We start from the raw sequence: 18184 nt of genomic DNA, 5'->3' as shown, positions 1-18184 counted from the left end.
GCAAAACGCAGCTATGCAAAAGCTCTGATTGCTCTTTATTGTATATAAAACAAGCCAGAAACACCATTCCTAAAGCAGCGGCATAAAAAGATAATACTAAAATTACATAAAATAACAATTTTCCTTACCATTCCGAATACAGGTATTGACAGAGGCACGACGTTCTTTATTGAAAAAAGGCCATGACTTCCCAGTCTGGGAGCGACTCTTATTCGTCATTTTGCATCATTTTCTGCTTTTTTTGTGAAAAAAGATATGTAAAAAGAGAGGATTTTATTGGATATTGTCGAATTTCAGTATTGTGAGTAAATTACTGGATATTTGAGGAGTTTTATGAATCACCAATTCGTTATGGGGAATCCCTTTTTTACACTGTTTTCATTTATGATTGTTTGCTTTGCCTGTTTTACGCTGTTCAGCATGATTGGTTACCCGCCGTCAGGCAAAAAAATAGTAGCGTTTAGCCGCAAGTTTGGCAGCTCTTTCGTATTTGGGCTAGGGGTTTGGGCGATGCATGTGCTAGCCATATTCGGTTCGACTTATCCATTAGTTCTGGATTGGACTATGCTTTACACTTTATTGTGCTGCATGGCTCTTACCTATGCTTCGATATCGGTATACGAATCTGTCTGGCCCGGGCCGGTTAGAAGGGCGTTAAGCAGCCTGCTGCTTGCCGCTGGCTCAACGATGCTGCATTATTTGAACCTGCTGGGGAGTCAGGTGAAAAGCTATGAGCTGGATCGCTATTTGTTTATGGTGTCGATCCTGGTTGCTTTTTTCGGAGCGCTGGTCGCCTTTAATTTGTATGAAAGCAGGGGCAAGGATGGCAAGCTGATCAGCAGCCTCATTCTCGGGCTGTCGATGATTGTTATGCACACGATTGGCATGCAGGCGATGAAGGTGGAGTATTGGGACATCTACACGACCGATAGCATGAACGACTCGATGATGCTCATGTCGTTTTTGCTTGGCATTGCAACGATGCTCATATTGAGCTTCTGCTTGTCCACCTGGATGATCAGCCGCAAATACAGCATGGTCGATGCGAATTACAAGCTGCTTGTCGAGAACTCCCTGGATACGATTGCGATTATCAAATCGGGGAAGTGGCAATATTTCAATCCTTCTGGATTGCGGATGTTTGAGGCAGGCAGCGAGCATGAAATCATCGGCGAGTCGATCTACGATTTTCTTCATGAGAAGCATCATGAGGAAATTCGCCAATTGCTAGGCGAGGAGGAAAATGAGGATTTGCTGCGCCAAAAGCCCGTCGAGCTGGACTGGAGAACGGTGCATGGCAAGCTGCTGCATACGGAATTGGTTCGAACGAGCACAAGCCATACGGGCAGCCTTGCTTATCAAGTCATTATTCGCGATATTTCGGAGCGCAAAAAGAATGAGGAGCTGCTGATCAATTCTGAGAAGCTGTATATTGCAGGCCAGCTGGCTGCGGGAATTGCCCATGAAATTCGCAATCCGCTCACCTCGCTGAAAGGTTTTCTGCAGCTCATTGCCTCTGGGCGCAGCAGCAATAATTATTATGACATTATGAAATCCGAGCTGATACGGATCGAATCCATTGTGAGCGAGCTGCTGATGCTGTCCAAGCCTCAGGCATATCAGCTGTGCTACCGGGATGTGCGCCAGATTATGGCGGAATCGGTGACGCTGCTGGAGACGCAGGCCATTATGCACAATATTGAAATCCAGGTGAATATGGCTGCGGAGCCGCTTTACGTCTTCGGCGTGGAAAATCAAATCAAGCAGGTGTTTATCAATGTCATCAAAAATGCAATCGAGGCGATGGCAAGCGGCGGCCTCATTCGCATTACGCTTGAGCTTGCGCAGAAGGCGCGAATCATCATCCGCATTCAAGATGAGGGTCCTGGCATTGCGAAGGAGCAGCTGTCCAAGATTGGCCAGCCATTTTATACAACGAAGGACAGAGGGACGGGGCTTGGCCTGATGGTCACCTACAAAATTGTCGACAACCATCTCGGCAGCATCAAGGCGGACAGTATTATGGGGCAAGGTACAACCTTTATTATTCAGTTTCCCTACCGCAAGGAACCGGAAGAAAAGGCATGAATAATAAACAGCACAATATTTGCAACGCGAAGATACGGCTCGACGTACAACCGAATAGCGAGAAAAAAATTATTCGGTGAGGTGTCTTTATGTTTAATCGGTTATTAGCAAGCATTGGCATTGGCTCGGCAAAAATTGATACTTTGCTGGAAAAGTCCCGTTATGCGCCAGGCGAAGAGGTGCGCGGCGTCGTCCAAATTCGCGGCGGCAGCGTGGAGCAGCGCATTGAGAAGATTGAGCTGTCCGTAATGACCGAATACATCCGCGAGAGCAATGACCAGAAGCATAGACATAACTGCGTTATTGGAAAATATCCGGTTAGCCAGCCGTTTGAGCTGAAAGCAGGTGAAAATCGCGAAGTGCCTTTTTCCTTTCAATTGCCTTTCCAAACTCCGCTTACATTAGGGAAAACGCCAATATGGGTGAAAACCGAGCTCGACATTCGCGGCGCCATCGATCCTGGTGATAACGATCGCATTGAGGTTGTGCCTAATGCAGCGATGGGCATAGTGCTGGGAGCGGTGGAGCAGCTGGGCTTCCGTCTGCGTGAAGCAGATTGCGAATACGCTTCGCGTCTGGGACGCTCGCTGCCTTTCGTGCAAGAGCTGGAATTTGTACCGGCCGGAGGGCCGTTCCGCGGCAAGCTTGATGAGCTGGAGGTTATTTTCTATCCAGATGCCCGGCAGGTGGAGCTGCTGCTGCAAATCGACCGCAAAGCGCGCGGCCTGGGCGGCTTCTTTGCTGAAGCGATGAATACGGACGAAACGTTCGTCCGCGTCGCTTTTACGCAGGAGCATCTGCAAGCTGGCACGCAAGCGATTGCGAGCCAGCTCGAAAAAATAATCGCCCGGCACGCCTAACCGATAAGCAAAAAAACCAGCTTCATATTCATTGTTTCAGGGGTTACTCCCTGCGCAAAGATAGACTTGGTGGACAGAGAAGCCGCTAATTCAACAGAATCACCGGGAAAGGCACAGATGGTGGACTCAGAAGCCGCAAATGCGCTGTTCTTAGCCAATTTGACGGGATGATGAGCATGATAACGGCTTTCCTGTCCGCTTATGGACTGAAATCGGGTCAAAAGCTAGAATAGCGGAACCACAGTCCTCCAAAAAAGCAGCGAGCGTCCCGCGCTGCGCGGGTCTCAGCCAAAGCGGCTCCGTCACAGTGTTCTCAGCAACAATCGCCCGCTTCGGTTCTCAAGCCTTGAAGCGTCAGAAGAGCTTGGCCTCGATTAGGCTCTGGGCAAGGAGCAGCAGGGCTGCTCCGGTTTGCATATACAACCTAATGGCTCCGAAGTAAAGGCGCCGAACCCAGAGGCGCCATAGCAAATGGCAGCAGCCTGCCCGCCGCGAGTTTATGATGCGGCGGGCAGGCTTTTTTTCAATAGAAAGACAGGGCAAGGCGGTTTGAATTGTTGCTATTACTTCCGGTTGCGGGTTATGGCATAATAGATGGAGCATGAATGATTATACTGGAGGACCTTACGATGGCAGAACCGCTAAAAGCCTTATACGATGGCTTATTTATAGAAAATTTCGGAGCGCTGGTGCGTTCGGCTTTGCCGACTTTCGACTTGGCAGGCTTTGTGGAGGCCGTGCGGGCTGGGGAATGGGAGGAGCTGGCGCTCAAGGCACGCTCGCGCCGGATTACCGAAGCGCTGGGCGATTTCCTTCCAAGTGATTACGAGGCTGCGCTTGATGTGCTGATGCAGATCGACTCGCAGTGCCGCGGCCTGCCTTATATTTTCTTCCCGGATTTTGTGGAAGTGTATGGAATGGCACAGGAGCACTTTGACCGGTCGATGCAGGCGCTGGCACGGTTCACCCGTTATTCGACGGGGGAGTTTGCCGTGCGCCCCTTTCTGCTTGCTGAGCCAGAGCGCATGATGCAGCAAATGCTGATATGGGCGGACGATGAGGATGAGCATATACGCAGGCTGGCGAGCGAAGGGACGCGCCCGCGTCTGCCTTGGGCACAGGCGCTGCCGATGTTCAAGCGCAATCCACAGCCGATCCTGCCGCTGCTGGACAAGCTGAAAGTCGATTCTTCGCTGTACGTCCGCAAAAGCGTGGCGAACAATCTCAATGACATCGCCAAAGACCATCCCGATGTGGTCGTTGCGCTGGCCCAGCGGTGGTCAGGCGATAATCCGCTGACAGACTGGATTATTAGGCGTGGCTGCCGCACGCTGGTGAAGCAGGCGAACCCGGCGCTGATGGAGCTGTTCGGCTATGCAGCCGGTGAAGGCGACGAGGGCGGGGAGCGTGCGCCATTGACGGTGCATGCCGAGCTTCGGGCAGTGCCTGCGGTCGTCCATATTGGCGACGAGGCGCGGTTTAGCTGCGTGATGAAGCTGCGGGATGGAGACGCACTCAAGCTGCGGATCGAATACGGCATTGATTTTATTAAAGCTTCAGGCAAGCCTTCCCAGAAACGTTTCCTGCTATCTGACCGCGAGTATGGCGGAGGAGCGGAAGTCGCGCTGTCGCGTGTGCACCGCTTCGCCGATTTGACGACGCGCAAGCATTATCCAGGACTTCACCGCATTACGTTATGGGTGAACGGCGTACAGGCAGCGGAGACGGAGCTGCAGCTGGAGGAGGCGTACAGCAAATGAATATTGGAGCTCGCGTGCTAAAGACCGGCTTGTCCGTTACGCTGGCGATTTTTCTGAGCCAGTTTTTCGGCTTTCCGTCCAGCCTCATTACGGCAGTAGCTGCTATTTTAACCATTCAGCCTTCCATCTACCGATCCTGGCAGCAAATTCTCGATCAGGTTCAGACCAATCTGCTTGGAGCAGGAATTGCGCTTGCTGCGATGAAGGTATTCGGCCATACGCCGATTGCGGTGGGGCTCGTCTGTATCGCTGTTATCCTTATTTGTATCCGGTTGAAAATGGAAGCGACCATCGGAGTAACCCTCGTCATGGTTATCGCTATTATGGAAGCGCATGGACAAGGATTAGATGTGGCGCTGCAGCGATTTTTAATGGTGCTTACCGGCATGGGGGCCGCTTTTACGATTAATGTGCTCGTATTTCCTCCACGCCCGCGCAAGCAATTTACCGAGCAGGTGCATCTCGCTTACGGGCAAATGTCTTTGCTGCTGCGAACGGCGGTTTCGAACGAGATGAAGGAAAGCGTGTTCCGGCAGGAGAAGGAAACGCTGCATGTGTCGGTGCGCAAGCTGGAGGATCGCTACACCTTGTTTGAGGAAGAGCGCAAGGTGCTCGCCCATGCCAAAAAAAGCCATGCCAGACAGCTGCTTGTCTCTAAGCAGACGATTAAGGCACTGCAAAAGGGCGTTGATCTGCTTGAGGTTGTAGAGGAGCATTATTTTGCCGCCGCCGGTGCGGGGAAATGGGCGCAGCGCTTCGATAACCAGATCGAGGAGCTGACGAAATACCACGAATCGATATTGCTGAAAATCGAAGGCAAGATGAAGCCGAACCTGAGCTTCGAGCCGGAGGAGGAACGTGAAGCGCGCCTGATTACCGACCTGACGGATTATTTCCGCGAGGGGCGGGACGAGCATAAGCGGCTCGTGTTCGTCGCGTCGGCTATATTCGAATATGCCTACCATCTGCGGAGGCTGGAGAAGCTCGTGGATCAGGTTCAGCAGCGCGGCATGTCGCCCGAGGAATGGAAAGCGGAAACGAACGCGAGCGGCAGAGAGGCTAAGGTCAGCGCTCAGGAGTAACAAGAAAACCGTCTCTTTTTCAAATGATTGATCATTTGACGAAGAGGCGGTTTCTTTTGCATGGCTATATTTCACAGAGCTGTTGCAAGTCAATCCATACGTTATTCGGTCTTATTGCTGCCTTTATGGCGTCTTGGATGCTGCATATGGGCTTCGGGATCATTGTCATCGTCTTTGGGAATGAGCCGCGGATCGGTCCGCCCTTCATGATGGTTGTCGAAGTCCAGCTCCACCAGCCGCCAAGTTGCCGTCCCCATCTGGGGATCGGCTGGAAACACCTCGCCGCGCTCCAGCTTCTCTTCACGATTCCACTCGTTGCGGTATACACCCGCCACTTCTACAGGCTCGCCCGACATCGGCTCCATCTCATTGTGTTGATGCTGCTGCTCCTGGTCCAACTGCTGTTCGTTCATCGTATCTCCCTTTCCTGGCATGCATAGTCCGTCCAACATGACGGCGGGTCATTCTGCTATAGCATGCCACGAAAGGGAATATATATGAGTGCTAATGGATATATCGTTTTTCCAGCCGCTTGCCGCCGAACCACATCAGCACAATGACGATGCAGGCGACGACGATGCGCCAAGGCTCATGCGCGAAATTTCCAATATCAAAGCTGAGCAGCGATACGCATAAAATCATAACCGCCTTGCCGAGAACGGTGGCGATGATAAACGTGCGGAAGGGGACAGCGCTTAGGCCCGACACTATGTTAATGAGCGAGGACGGTGAGAAAGGAAAGCAGGCGAGCAAGAACAGCGGCGTAAAGCCGCGATGCTCAATCCATTCGAAGAAGCGGCCGGATTTCGGGAAGCGCCGCTCGACCTTGGCTTTGACATTTTTCCCAAGCTTGCGCACGACCCAGAAGACGCCGATGGCCCCAGCGGAAACGCCAATCCACGAAAAGAGAAAGCCGAACCATAGGCCGAAAATATTCGCATTCGCCGCCACAATCGCCAGCAGAGGCAGAAAAGGCAGAAAGGCTTCCAGCAGGGGCAAAAGGATGCCAAGCAGCGGTCCGAATTCCCGATAGCTTTCCAGCGTTCGCTGCAAATGCTCCAAATCCATATGCTTTATTTGTTCTATCCAATTTTGCAGCAACGCCATACGTTAACACCCTCACTCACTTGATCAAAATATCAGCCGTCAAAGCGACATCGTATGGCTTCAACAATACCAGAAAATAGTGGCAGCTGCCAAGCTCTCGCATGTGGAACAAGCCCGGACTTCTGACCGATCAGCCAGCTTGCTATCCTTCCTCTAAAATAGACGCTTCGCGGTTGCGGATAAACTGCCGCAGCTTATTGGCAATTTCCCGATTGATTTCGCCGCGCTCATATAAGCTTTGCACCTCGACTCGCTCCGCCTGAATCGCAACCCAATGCAAATCGCGCTGCACATCGGCGTCGCCTCCATCTTTTTTCGGCGATCTGGGCTTTTGAAGCTTTTCCTTTATAAAATGGTAATGGCTGATCAGCTCGCTTCGTTCCTCCGAACGATGCTCGTCCAGCTGCTTGTCGAAAGTGCCGATAACCGCATCACAGGCTCGCAGTTTCAGCCTTCTCAGCGCCTCGCGATCGGATTGCCCCAGCTGGGCATGCGATTTGGTTTTTCTGAGGGATAACATCTCCAGCAGGGAATTCAATAACTTCTTCATAATAATCGGCCAAAAGCTTCGGCGTCCTGCCAGCATTTGCTCAAGCTGCTCCAGGCTTTGCTCGAACAGCTCAAACTGCGGCTTGCTGATTTCATCTTGTGCCAGCATGCGGCGGGCAGCTTCCCGTTCGATGCGGAACGCTTCAATGCGCATATCAATGATTCCCTCATCCGCTCGTTTCATTGCCAATTGGGGCTTCTGAAGCTCCAGCATGCGGAACCAGCGCTCATATTCGGCAAGGACGGCAGATGTTTCTGCTTCGTTTTCCTTGCTCGCCGCCTGGTGGATGGCTTGAATGGCCGCATTCATCATTTTGAGCTGCCCTTGGCGCTCTTTCTCCGTCCGTTTTGCTTCATTGCCCGTATCGCTGCTGCTTGCCAGAAGCGGAAGCACGGTGCTCGCCACGAGCAGCGATAACAATATAACCGCAGTCGCAATAAAAATGATGACATTCCGCTCGGGAAACGGATTTCCATCGATAAGAAGCAGCGGAATAGAAAAGGCGCCGGCAAGCGTAATGGCGCCGCGTACGCCAGAAAGCGAAGTCATGGCCAAAATTTTAATCGACAGCTTCTCAGAGCCGAATAAACGGCCCCCTCTTGAAAAGGCGTACGTCCATAAAAAACGCAGAAGCAGCAGCATAACAAAAATCAAGCACGCATAACCCGTCACTCGAAGCGAGTTAATCGCGGGATTATCGAAAACGGTGCTGAAGACAACAGGAATTTGCAATCCTAAAATAACAAAAACAAGCCCATTCAATATGTACAAAATAACCGGCCATGTATGATCAGGCATTTCATCGTTCCGGGCCCGCGCCTTATCATATTCATCGCGTTCGACGGCGTGGACGACGCCCCCGGCTACAGCTGCCAAAATGCCGGATACGCCAAGATGCTCGCCAGTCAAATAAAGGGCAAATGGCGTGAGCATATGAATAAGCATATGCAGCGTTGGATCTTCCAGACCTGACCTGCGCAAAACAGCGCGAAGTCCTGTAATCAGGAAGGCCAGCACGCAGCCAACCGCAAGGCCGCCCGTCGCAATAACGACAAAGCTGATGCTTGCTTTCGTTAAGGAGAAAGTGCCGTTTAGCGCAGCTGCCATCGCAAATTTAAAGGCGACGAGCCCGGAGGCGTCGTTCATCAGCGCTTCTCCCTCCAGCAAATGCCGCAAGCTCTTGGGCAGATTAACCCGCCCCGCTAAAGCATTGACTGCTACGGCATCGGTAGGGGAAAGCAGAGCAGCAAGCCCAAACGCTGACGGCAGCGGAATGGACGGAATCATAAAGTGGATCGCATAGCCGATAAGAAACACAGTGACGAACACAAGGCCGACGGCGAGCAGAAAAATCGGAGCGCGAAGCCTCCATAATTCATTGCGCGGCGTATGCTTGCCATCGTTGTACAGCAGCGGCGCGACGAATAATATGAAAAATAGCTCGGGCTCCAGCGTCATATGGACGCCGGACGGAATAAGGGTAATCGCAATGCCAAGCGCAATTTGGATCAGCGGAACCGGAACAACCGGAAGATGCCGATTGATAATATTGGACAGCCCGATTAAAGCAAGCAAAACTATTATGGAAGAAAATATAGCCATGCCATCACCCTCTCTCTTAAACGGGATTCAACTGCCGTTGTCGCTCATAACGGGCTTATTTTCGCCTGTGTATCAAAATTTTACCCATAATCGGCCTAAATGCTTTCATTGGGGGATGAGCTGGTTTTGCATGCGCTTGCAGGTTGGTAGCGGACTTTTGATCATGTATAATAGGAAGGGTATGGCAATCATAAAATTGAAGGAGTGACTTTCTTTTATGCAATACACTTATTTGGGTCAGTCGGGTTTGCGTGTTAGCCGCTTATGCCTTGGTACCATGAATTTTGGTGTGGATACAGATGAGAAGGAAGCGTTCCGGATTTTGGATGCTGCGCTTGATGCAGGCATTAATTTTATTGATACGGCAAACATTTATGGCTGGGGTGAAAACGCCGGACGTACGGAGGAAATTATCGGAAAATGGTTTAGCCAAGGCGGCGGGCGCCGTGAGCGCACCGTGCTGGCAACCAAAGTATATGGCGATATGAGTGATAATCATGATGGCCCGAACCGGGAAGCCGGCTTGTCCGCTTATAAAATTCGCCGCCATTTGGAAGGCTCGCTGAGACGTTTGCAGACGGATCATATTGAGCTTTATCAGATGCACCATGTGGATCGGAATGTTCATTGGAATGAATTGTGGAGCGCTTTTGAAACGGCAGTCTCGCAAGGCAAAATCGGGTATGTCGGCTCCAGCAACTTTGCTGGCTGGGATATTGCGGTAGCACAGGGCGAGGCGAAGGCCAGAGGGATTTTGGGGCTCGTATCCGAGCAGCACAAATATAATTTGCTATGCCGTCTGCCGGAGCTGGAAGTGCTTCCTGCATCGAAGGCGCTCGGTCTTGGCGTTATACCGTGGAGTCCACTGGATGGCGGGCTGCTTGCAGGCAATCACCGCCGGGATAATGGCGGACGCCGCAGTGGCGACACGAAACGTCTGGACAAGCATCGCGCGCAGCTGGATGAATATGCGAAGCTTTGTGATGAGCTGGGTGAGCCTGAGGATCTCGTATCGCTCGCATGGCTGCTGGCGAATCCCGCGGTTACAGCTCCGATTATTGGGGTACGCACACTGGAGCAATTCGAGCGCTCGCTTCGTGCGGTAGAACTGGAGCTTGATAGCGCGACGCTCGCCCGCATCGATGAGATTTTCCCAGGGCCGGGCGGCGACGCACCTAAAGCTTACGCTTGGTAATCGGTGAATGAATAGCCGTACATCAAATTAATAAATTGAACAGCACAGGGTCTTTGTTCAGCTCGATGAAGGAGTAGCCTTTCATATGCATACGGCTGATCAAAGGCTCATAGTCCTCGCGGTGCTTAAGCTCAATGCCGACGAGTGACGGGCCATTGTCCTTATTGTGCTTTTTCGTATACTCGAAGCGGGTGATGTCATCGGTCGGACCGAGCACATCATCGAGAAATTCTCGCAGCGCACCCGCGCGCTGCGGGAAATTTAGCATGAAATAATGCTTGTATCCCTCATAAATGAGCGAACGCTCTTTAATTTCCTGCATGCGGTCAATATCGTTGTTTCCTCCGCTAATGACGCATACGACTGTTTTTCCGGCGATTTGATCTCTGAACATATCAAGTGCGGCAATGGGCAGCGCGCCTGCTGGCTCCGCTACAATTGCATTTTCATTGTAGAGATCGAGCATGGTCGTACAAATTTTGCCTTCGGGAACAGGCACGGTATCATCGAGCAATTCGCGGCAGATCGCGAACGTCAGCTTGCCGATTCGCTTCACGGCAGCGCCATCGACGAATTTGTCGATATGCTCAAGCGTAACGACTTCCCCGGCATCGAGCGACTCGCGCAGCGACTGTGCGCCTTCCGGCTCAACGCCAATAACTTTCGTTTCCGGCGAAATGGCTTTTACATACGAGGCTACGCCAGCGGCCAGGCCGCCGCCTCCAACGGTTACAAACACAAAATCCGGTACCGTATCCGACGCTTCCATCAGTTCTTGTCCAACGGTGCCATTGCCGGCAACGATTTTCAAATCATCAAAAGGATGGACAAAAGCCGTTCCGCTGCGTTCGCTCTCCTTAATAGCTTCTGCATAAGCATCATCAAACGTGTCGCCGGTCAAAATAACTTCAACACTATCCCCGCCGAAGAAGGACACTTGATTCACCTTCTGGCGCGGCGTTGTGCTAGGCATATAGATTTTGCCTGGGATGCCGAGCGCATGGCAGGAGTAGGCAACGCCCTGCGCATGATTGCCTGCGCTTGCGCAGACGACGCCAGCGGCAAGCCGCTCTGGCGGCAGCGAGCGCATAAGATGGTAGGCTCCGCGAATTTTAAAGGAGCGCACAATTTGCAGGTCCTCGCGTTTCAGCAGGACGTTGCAGCCGTAACGCTCGGAGAGCACGCGATTATATTGCAACGGCGTGCGGAGAATGACGTCTTTCAAATGCATTTGAGCGTGAACGATATCTTCAAGCCCAACTCTAGGCGAATGTGATGATAAATATTCCATGTGCAGCCACCTTCCGGGATTAACATTTTGCGAAAGCTTCCGAACGCGCTGCGCCGCCAAAGGAAGGCGACAGCCGTTTTACCTTTCACCTTGCTTGTTGTTGCTCATTATAGCATTATCGCAAGCATTGCATAACCATGGAATTGCAGGGGAAGGGCTGCGTAGTATGGCAAAAGAATGAACAACGGTCGAATGTTGTCGATGTCCCGGCATATTTTCCAATTCCGATAGATAATGATTGACATTAGGTATGAGAATAGTTATCATAAACTACGAAAGTGATAATCATTATCAGTTTGTCTACCTAACAATGATGAAAAATAATATACGATAGTATATATTGATGGAGCTGGTTTAATCGTGGCAGAGTTTAATCGCAAGGAGCATCAAATGAATGATGCGCCAGCCGAAACGGGCAAGCCGTGGAATTGGCAGCTGTTCCCGTTCTCATCAGTGAAGGCGGGCGAGGATGCGCTGTATGTGGCATCTGTTGGTTATGGCGTCTATCAGATTAACAGTGAAGAGCAGTGGATGAAGCTTGGCGCAGGGATGCCGCAATCGGCAATGGTTAATCGACTGCAGCTGCAAAGCAGCGTGCTTCATGCCTGTACGAGCGAAGGGCTTTATCAATATACGAATGGCGAATGGGTGAATGATGGTCTCTCCATTCCTTGCTATCAATACCGGATGCTTGGCGGCACGGGCTATGCTGCAACCGATTACGGGCTGTGGTCAAATTCGGGAAGCCGCTGGGAAAAGACAGCCTGCGCCGACAAGCGGGTATATGATTTCATGAACCTGCCGCAATATCTCGTCGTTGGCCATGAAAGCGGAGTCGCGCTGTACGACCGTTTTATGGATGAATGGTCCGAGTTTGAGCTGGACCGTGCGGTTACAAGCCTTGCTGTATACCGGGGCCATCTCATTGGCGTCAGTGATCGCGGCGAGCTGATGATTGGCGACAAGAAGGGGCGGTTCGACCGCATCCGCTTTAGCAAGCAGTTTATTTTCTCCATTGTTGCGAAGGGGAAAGATATTTATGTATGTACGGATAAAGGCTTGTTCCAGCTCGCTTATATCCGCAATCAGGTGACGCTGCTGTCTGTGAAGCTGGGTATTCCGGTAACGGATGTGGATCTGCAGGGCGACAATTTGTATATGGCAACGTTGTTTCAAGGTATTCAAATGTTGGATGCCTAGTTCATATAAATTAGCCATTGGCGCGTGGAGGATAGGTTGCTCTCCGCCAGCTGATGGGAAATGAAGCAGCCGATTGTCCAAAATGGCGACGGCTATTTACACTTGGGAGGAATGTAAAGGTGTCAAAGGTAATTGTGGTATACGCGAGCATGACGGGAAATACAGAGGAAATGGCTGAGGCGATTGTTGCTGGAGCACAGGAAGCGGGCGTTGAAGTCGTATCGAAGGAAGCTTTCGATGCAAATGCAGCTGATTTGCTGGAGTACGATGGCATCATTATCGGCGCGTATACTTGGGGAGACGGCGAGCTTCCAGACGAAATTCTTGATTTCTACGAAGAGCTTGAAGGACTTGACCTCAGCGGCCGCAAAGCAGCTGTATTCGGATCGGGCGATTCCTCCTATCCCGTATTTTGCGGAGCGGTCGATACCATCGAAGCGAAGCTGCGCGAGCTGGGAGCGGAAATTGTATCCGAGAGCTTGAAGGTGGAATACAACCCTTCCGATGATGAGAAAGAACAATGCAAAAACCTAGGCAAGCAAGTAGCTGGCCTTGTAACCGTAGCTGGATAATAAGCAGGGCAGCTATTGCTGCTTCTTTAGTTAAGACCTGAAAGAGAGAAGGTGGCCGATTATGGAGCAATCCGCAGCAGTAAAGCTGATTGAGGATTACAAGTTGGAAGAGCTGCTGCGCTGCCCCTATCGGTTCATAAAAAGGCAGACGGCGAAGAAACGGGCAGGCGAAGTGAATGGTCGCCAGCTTATGCAATTCGCTGTCAGCCATATTGTGAATGATTTTTATGAGCTTCCGCCCCAAGCCCGTACAGCCGATGTAGTGAAGCAGCTGGCAGAGCGATGGTGGACAGCGCGAGTAGCTAAATTCGATAATGCCGAGCATTATTGGGATTCGAAGCTGCAAGCGGTTGCACATTTGACGGCATTTTTAATGGAGGAGCAGGAGGCGGCGCCGATTATCCGATTCGAGCAGCATCGCACTTTTGTGGAGCCGCTCGATATGGAGCTGACGCAAATTTTTCAAATTGTCGCCGAAGATCCGTACGGGACGAATACCGACTATATTGTGCAGAAGTTTGTTGTGGACGAGGATGAGGATGTCATCCTGACGTTCCAGCACATGACCGCCGTATTTTGTAACAGCGCCTTTGGCAAGCTGCCGAGCCGGATCGACGTCTTGTCGGTGATGAGCGGCCAGCGGATTACCTATTATCCAAGCGGCGCCGATATTCCGCAGTCCTTGGATTATATGAGGCTTGTGCAGACTATGCTGCCCGAAGCCGAACGGCTGCGCAAAAGCAACAATGCGGCGGAATGCCGGAGCTGCCCGCTGCGCAGCGAATGCTTCAGCAAGACGGCCGAAGCAGCGGCTGAGGCCGTTCTGCAAAAGTCTGCCAGCCTTACTATGTAAGCTATATATGTAAGCTAGAGCATCATTCGATGGGTTCATGGAATGATGTTCTTTTTTTCATGCCTGCTCCCTTATGACGCATCCGGCGGCAAAGGTAGACAAACGATTGTTAGTTATGTAACATGGGGCAATACATAAATACTAACTTACATAGTTGCACAAGGAGAGATTGTCGTGTCAGAGGAACTGCTGCTAACGTTTCGTTCGCCGCCGCTGCCCTTTTTTATAGAATCAAACCGCAGGACGTATCAAGCGGGTGAGGAGCATCCGAACCGGACCAATATTGGCGTATTCGATATGCTGTTTGTCCATGAAGGCGCTTTGCATCTTTCGGAAGGGGAGCGTAAATGGCTGCTTGGCCCTGGAGATGTGCTTATTTTACGGCCGGACAGCTATCATTATTCGTATCAGCCCTGCCAGGAGACGACCGTGTTTGACTGGGTACATTTTCAAACGGTGGGTGCTTGGGAAGAAACAGAGGGGAGTCAATCGGGCTCGTTGCGGGGAGACTATTATACGTATGCCATTCGACTGCCGAAAAAAATTCATCTGTCCTATCCAGACGAAGCGAAGCTCATCTTTGGACAGCTGCATGATGCCGCGCAAAGCTCGTCGCATGGCGCATTTTGGGAGCGCCAGCAGCGTTTTCTGCATTTGCTGCAAATGCTCGATGAAGGCTGGCGTTCGGATGCTGCGAGAGCAGGCGTGTCTGTGGCGGAGCGTGCTGCTGCCTACTTGAAAATGAATTACCGCAGCCCAATCAGCAATGGCATGCTCAGCGAAGTGCTGCAGCTGCATACCAATTATATTACGCGCTGTATGACCGAGGTGTTCGGCTGTACGCCGCAGCAATATTTGCTCTACTATAGGCTGGATCAGGCGAAGCTGCTGCTTATTAAGACAGACTGGACGATCGCCCGCATCGCGGAGGAAACGGGCTTCCGGCAAACACCGCATTTCTCGCGGCTGTTTGCCTCCCATACCGGAATGCCGCCGCTTAAGTTCCGCAAGCGTTTTACGACAAATTAAGCCAAGAAGCGAATAAAAACCCTCCTCTTATGCAAATAATGGGCAAGACGATATTTTGAGCGTTGCGGAAAGCTTGCCCGCACAGCTTCGAGGGGGATATACAAATGATTGAACGTTATTCGGTAAAGGCAAATGTCGATGATTTGGTTCGCTCGTTTCAGGTTGGGAATGTAATTGATTGCGATGTGACAAGGTTTAATATAGCGCCGACCCAATCGGTATCGATTGTGATGAATGACCGTTTAGGCGAGCGGACGCTTCAGGATGCCAGATGGGGCTTGTTTCCATTCTGGGCAAAGGATTCCGTAAATGCGGATTGCGAGCGATTGTCTGAAAAGCCGTTTTTCGAGCGGATGCTGCGCAGGCAGCGCTGTGTTGTACCGTGCAGCGGCTTCTTTGGCTGGCAGCAGTATGGCCAAGAGCGCGAGCCGAGGGCGATGCATATTGTGGTGCCGAGCCAACGATTGTTCGGAGTAGCGGGCTTCTTTGATGCCTGGAAAAATTATCAGGGACAGGAAGTGCGCGCTTTTACGATGATTACGGCTAGTTCTTCAGGTGCGTTATCCGGCTGGCAGCCGCGCGTGCCCATCGTGCTCGACGAGGAAGGGCTGGAGGATTGGCTCAATCCGCGCATTCATGATTTCCGTTCGCTGCGCAAGCATCTCGACCCGCTGGAATCGTATCAGCTCAGAGCTTATCCGGTAACGAATGCGGTAGGCAATGAAGCGTACGAGTCGCCGGATTGCATTCAGGAAATTATGCCGGACTTTGCATAGCTGCGGCAAACAAGCTTCGGCTGCTGCTTAAGACTTATAGGATGCTTGAGGCAGAGCCTTCGTTCCGAGGAAAGCATGGAAGCGGAGGTTTTTTCGGCCAAATAAAAGAAAGGGCTTACATTATTGTCCGGCTAGGCAATTTCGTTCCTAGGACAGTTGAAGCTGGGCAGGATATTCGCTATAATGTAACCTATATTTGGAAATATCTGTAGCTTGAAAATAAGCCGCTTCTTGCCGATATTTAAGAATATAAGCATGTAAGAATTTCACCTTGAAATATAGGAAAGGATATTCTAACGCGATCCTTTCTCTATATTTCTCGGACTGAAACGCGCTTCGCCGCCAAAGGCAAGCGATGCCGTTTCACCTTGAAATATAGGAAAGGATATCCTAACGCGATCCTCTCTCTATATTTCTCGGACTGAAACGCGCTTCGCCGCCAAAGGCAAGCGACAGCCGTTTCACCTTGAAATATAGGAAAGGATATTCTAACGCGATCCTTTCTCTATATTTCTCGGATTGAAACGCGCTTCGCAGCCAAAGGCAAGCGATGCCGTTTCACCTTGAAATATAGGAAAGGATATTCTAACGCTTCCTTTCTCTATATTTCTCGGACTGAAACGCGCTTCGCCGCCAAAGGCAAGCGACAGCCGTTTCACCTTGTCAGAGAGGAGTTGGGATAATGGTTCAGGGCTGGGTCACTGCGCTGGTGCTGTCATTCGGTATTGCGGTCGCTATTTTCGGAGTTGTCGCCTATTTACGAATGTTTCATAAAGACCGGAGCGCAGCTTCTGTCCGTTCATCCATAGAGCGTCATGCTAGTGCTGACGAGGCTTCCGCTGGTGAGGAGGAGCGTGATTCACGTCTGGACAGGACGCCTGACTAGCGCTGATTTCGCATAAATTATACGCTTGGTGGACGAGACGGTCAAATGCATGCTTTCCCAAGTGTAGCATAAATGTTATAATAGTAAGAAAAGTTCAAACATTTTGAATCATCAAACCATGGTGACGCTTGACCGATGGGAGTCCGGCGGTGTTTTAGCCGAATGTGTTCTCGGAATTTGTTGTTTAGGACGACCATCCAACGTTAAGGGAGGAGATTTCATGGCGAAGCACAGCCAGAATGAAGTCAAGGAAAGCCTGAAAGAACTAACGAGAATTTTCCAACCCAAGGATTCACGCAAATTTGTTAGGGATTACATTCGAAAGTACCGGATTACCGGCGGCTACGAGGAAGAATTAACATTGCTGGTGGAAGATGAAATGGGCAAGCTCAACTCCTCAGTCGGCTAATCGCATGGTTATACGGGCTCTATTCCCTTCAAGGGAATAGGGCCCTTTTGTTTGAAGGGAATGAGAGAAAACACCGCAATCCACGATTTGTTCACATTCGTGAGAATGACCGCTTTACTCCTCGAATATGGTGAATAGAGGAGGGAGGTTTGGATATGCTGACGAAGCTTGCGCTTGGCATGGAAGAGCAGTATGTACAGCATGCAGGGAGCATTATAGCTGCATGCCACAAGGAGCTGTCAAAGCGGATTACCTGCGGGGTGACGACGCTTGAGATTGAGCGGTTCACGGAGCGATTCATGCTGGAGAGAGGGGCGTTTCCGGCCTATAAGGGGCGCAAAGGTTATCCGTTCGCCATTTATGCCTCGGTAAACGGCATGCTGCGCGGAGGATTTCCCGGTACGGCTCCTTTGTCCAGCGGTGATATGGTCAAAATCGAAATGATAGCCGGGGTGGATGGCGGAGCAGCTGAATTTGCCTGGACGTATGCAATAGGCGAACCGTCCCCGCTGGCACGCAAGCTGCTGCGCACGGCGCAGCACACGCTGAATCGCGGCATTGCCGAAGCGAGAGTAGGCAAAAGCGCCGGGGATATTATCGTGGCTATCCATACTTCGGCGGCCAAGTCGGGCTGTCTGGTCATGAACAGCATGCCGGATATTGCGGTCCATGGCATTCTCCAGCGGCTGCAGCAGGGAGAGATGCGCCCGGTGGAGCAGCCGGAGGAGCTATTGGCAGAAGGCATGATTTTAACAATTGATTTGATTGTGGGATTAGGCGCACTGGCGGGTGAAGCTGCTAGTGTCGAGCCGGGACTTGCGACAGCGCATGTTAAGCATACCGTTGCGGTTACCCGCTCAGGCCCGATAGTATTGACCAGATGAAGCGAATCATGCAGGACGCTTAAGCAGACGAAAAGATCAC

Annotated in this window: 17 protein-coding genes; 13 read left to right on the top strand and 4 right to left on the bottom strand. The window is 51.3% G+C overall.

From position 1 onward, the window contains the following. Positions 1-333: 333 nt before the first annotated feature. The 4 genes from BBD42_RS06230 to BBD42_RS06210 all read left to right on the top strand — a co-directional run bounded on the left by BBD42_RS06230 (position 334) and on the right by BBD42_RS06210 (position 5790). Entirely contained in the window at positions 334-2088 is a 1755-nt protein-coding gene (locus tag BBD42_RS06230) for an ATP-binding protein (protein ID WP_099517463.1), read from the top strand. Positions 2089-2177: 89 nt separating this feature from the next. Further along, positions 2178-2948, top strand: coding sequence for a sporulation protein (locus BBD42_RS06225; RefSeq protein WP_099517462.1), 771 nt, complete (start codon positions 2178-2180; stop codon positions 2946-2948). Positions 2949-3577: 629 nt separating this feature from the next. Beyond that, a complete protein-coding gene (locus BBD42_RS06215; RefSeq protein ID WP_099517460.1) occupies positions 3578-4708 on the top strand; it encodes a DNA alkylation repair protein in 1131 nt (376 codons plus the stop codon). Continuing rightward, positions 4705-5790, top strand: a complete 1086-nt coding sequence (locus BBD42_RS06210; RefSeq protein ID WP_099517459.1) for an FUSC family protein — start codon at positions 4705-4707, stop codon at positions 5788-5790. Before BBD42_RS06215 ends, BBD42_RS06210 begins: the two co-directional genes overlap by 4 nt. A 101-nt stretch (positions 5791-5891) precedes the next feature. Here BBD42_RS06210 and BBD42_RS06205 read toward each other — a convergent pair whose 3' ends face one another. The 3 genes from BBD42_RS06205 to BBD42_RS06195 form a co-directional block, all read right to left on the bottom strand. Then, positions 5892-6224, bottom strand: a complete 333-nt coding sequence (locus BBD42_RS06205; protein ID WP_442952506.1) for a transposase — start codon at positions 6222-6224, stop codon at positions 5892-5894. A 70-nt stretch (positions 6225-6294) separates the two neighbouring features. Beyond that, a complete protein-coding gene (locus tag BBD42_RS06200) occupies positions 6295-6897 on the bottom strand; it encodes a TVP38/TMEM64 family protein (RefSeq protein ID WP_099517458.1) in 603 nt (200 codons plus the stop codon). A 142-nt stretch (positions 6898-7039) separates the two neighbouring features. Beyond that, entirely contained in the window at positions 7040-9049 is a 2010-nt protein-coding gene (locus BBD42_RS06195) for a Na+/H+ antiporter (protein WP_099517457.1), read from the bottom strand. Between the two features lie 217 nt (positions 9050-9266). Between BBD42_RS06195 and BBD42_RS06190 the strand changes: the two genes are divergently transcribed. Further along, complete coding sequence (locus BBD42_RS06190; RefSeq protein ID WP_099517456.1) at positions 9267-10244, top strand: aldo/keto reductase; 978 nt, start codon at positions 9267-9269, stop codon at positions 10242-10244. Positions 10245-10266: 22 nt separating this feature from the next. Here BBD42_RS06190 and ilvA read toward each other — a convergent pair whose 3' ends face one another. Beyond that, positions 10267-11535 carry a threonine ammonia-lyase IlvA gene (ilvA, locus tag BBD42_RS06185; protein ID WP_099517455.1) on the bottom strand — a complete coding sequence of 423 codons (1269 nt, stop codon included), beginning with the start codon at positions 11533-11535 and terminating at the stop codon, positions 10267-10269. Between the two features lie 360 nt (positions 11536-11895). Between ilvA and BBD42_RS06180 the strand changes: the two genes are divergently transcribed. The 8 genes from BBD42_RS06180 to BBD42_RS06140 all read left to right on the top strand — a co-directional run bounded on the left by BBD42_RS06180 (position 11896) and on the right by BBD42_RS06140 (position 18144). Beyond that, positions 11896-12735: a hypothetical protein gene (locus BBD42_RS06180; RefSeq protein ID WP_237163396.1), complete on the top strand. Its 840-nt coding sequence runs from the start codon at positions 11896-11898 to the stop codon at positions 12733-12735. 119 nt (positions 12736-12854) lie between these two features. Further along, positions 12855-13307, top strand: a complete 453-nt coding sequence (locus BBD42_RS06175) for a flavodoxin (RefSeq protein WP_056031783.1) — start codon at positions 12855-12857, stop codon at positions 13305-13307. Positions 13308-13368: 61 nt separating this feature from the next. Further along, complete coding sequence (locus BBD42_RS06170; protein WP_099517454.1) at positions 13369-14160, top strand: hypothetical protein; 792 nt, start codon at positions 13369-13371, stop codon at positions 14158-14160. 174 nt (positions 14161-14334) lie between these two features. Continuing rightward, positions 14335-15189, top strand: coding sequence for a helix-turn-helix transcriptional regulator (locus tag BBD42_RS06165; RefSeq protein WP_056031763.1), 855 nt, complete (start codon positions 14335-14337; stop codon positions 15187-15189). A 104-nt stretch (positions 15190-15293) separates the two neighbouring features. Next, positions 15294-15965 (top strand): SOS response-associated peptidase, encoded by a 672-nt coding sequence (locus tag BBD42_RS06160; RefSeq protein WP_099517453.1) that lies wholly within the window; start codon positions 15294-15296, stop codon positions 15963-15965. A gap of 682 nt (positions 15966-16647) precedes the next feature. Continuing rightward, a complete protein-coding gene (locus BBD42_RS06150) occupies positions 16648-16851 on the top strand; it encodes a hypothetical protein (protein ID WP_056031757.1) in 204 nt (67 codons plus the stop codon). 220 nt (positions 16852-17071) lie between these two features. Next, positions 17072-17260 (top strand): hypothetical protein, encoded by a 189-nt coding sequence (locus tag BBD42_RS06145; RefSeq protein WP_046229494.1) that lies wholly within the window; start codon positions 17072-17074, stop codon positions 17258-17260. A 155-nt stretch (positions 17261-17415) separates the two neighbouring features. Beyond that, complete coding sequence (locus BBD42_RS06140; protein ID WP_099517451.1) at positions 17416-18144, top strand: M24 family metallopeptidase; 729 nt, start codon at positions 17416-17418, stop codon at positions 18142-18144. The last annotated feature ends 40 nt before the right edge of the window (positions 18145-18184 follow it).

This window comes from Paenibacillus sp. BIHB 4019, from assembly GCF_002741035.1.
Lineage (GTDB): Bacteria > Bacillota > Bacilli > Paenibacillales > Paenibacillaceae > Pristimantibacillus.
This window is presented reverse-complemented; position numbering and strand designations above follow the sequence as displayed.

Bases quoted from the DNA above. Each gene is read 5' to 3' on its own strand.
- BBD42_RS06230 (WP_099517463.1), top strand. From the start codon at position 334: ATGAATCACCAATTCGTTATGGGGAATCCCTTTTTTACACTGTTTTCA.
- BBD42_RS06225 (WP_099517462.1), top strand. From the start codon at position 2,178: ATGTTTAATCGGTTATTAGCAAGCATTGGCATTGGCTCGGCAAAAATT.
- BBD42_RS06215 (WP_099517460.1), top strand. From the start codon at position 3,578: ATGGCAGAACCGCTAAAAGCCTTATACGATGGCTTATTTATAGAAAAT.
- BBD42_RS06210 (WP_099517459.1), top strand. From the start codon at position 4,705: ATGAATATTGGAGCTCGCGTGCTAAAGACCGGCTTGTCCGTTACGCTG.
- BBD42_RS06205 (WP_442952506.1), bottom strand. From the start codon at position 6,224: ATGCCAGGAAAGGGAGATACGATGAACGAACAGCAGTTGGACCAGGAG.
- BBD42_RS06200 (WP_099517458.1), bottom strand. From the start codon at position 6,897: ATGGCGTTGCTGCAAAATTGGATAGAACAAATAAAGCATATGGATTTG.
- BBD42_RS06195 (WP_099517457.1), bottom strand. From the start codon at position 9,049: ATGGCTATATTTTCTTCCATAATAGTTTTGCTTGCTTTAATCGGGCTG.
- BBD42_RS06190 (WP_099517456.1), top strand. From the start codon at position 9,267: ATGCAATACACTTATTTGGGTCAGTCGGGTTTGCGTGTTAGCCGCTTA.
- ilvA (WP_099517455.1), bottom strand. From the start codon at position 11,535: ATGGAATATTTATCATCACATTCGCCTAGAGTTGGGCTTGAAGATATC.
- BBD42_RS06170 (WP_099517454.1), top strand. From the start codon at position 13,369: ATGGAGCAATCCGCAGCAGTAAAGCTGATTGAGGATTACAAGTTGGAA.
- BBD42_RS06160 (WP_099517453.1), top strand. From the start codon at position 15,294: ATGATTGAACGTTATTCGGTAAAGGCAAATGTCGATGATTTGGTTCGC.
- BBD42_RS06150 (WP_056031757.1), top strand. From the start codon at position 16,648: ATGGTTCAGGGCTGGGTCACTGCGCTGGTGCTGTCATTCGGTATTGCG.
- BBD42_RS06145 (WP_046229494.1), top strand. From the start codon at position 17,072: ATGGCGAAGCACAGCCAGAATGAAGTCAAGGAAAGCCTGAAAGAACTA.
- BBD42_RS06140 (WP_099517451.1), top strand. From the start codon at position 17,416: ATGCTGACGAAGCTTGCGCTTGGCATGGAAGAGCAGTATGTACAGCAT.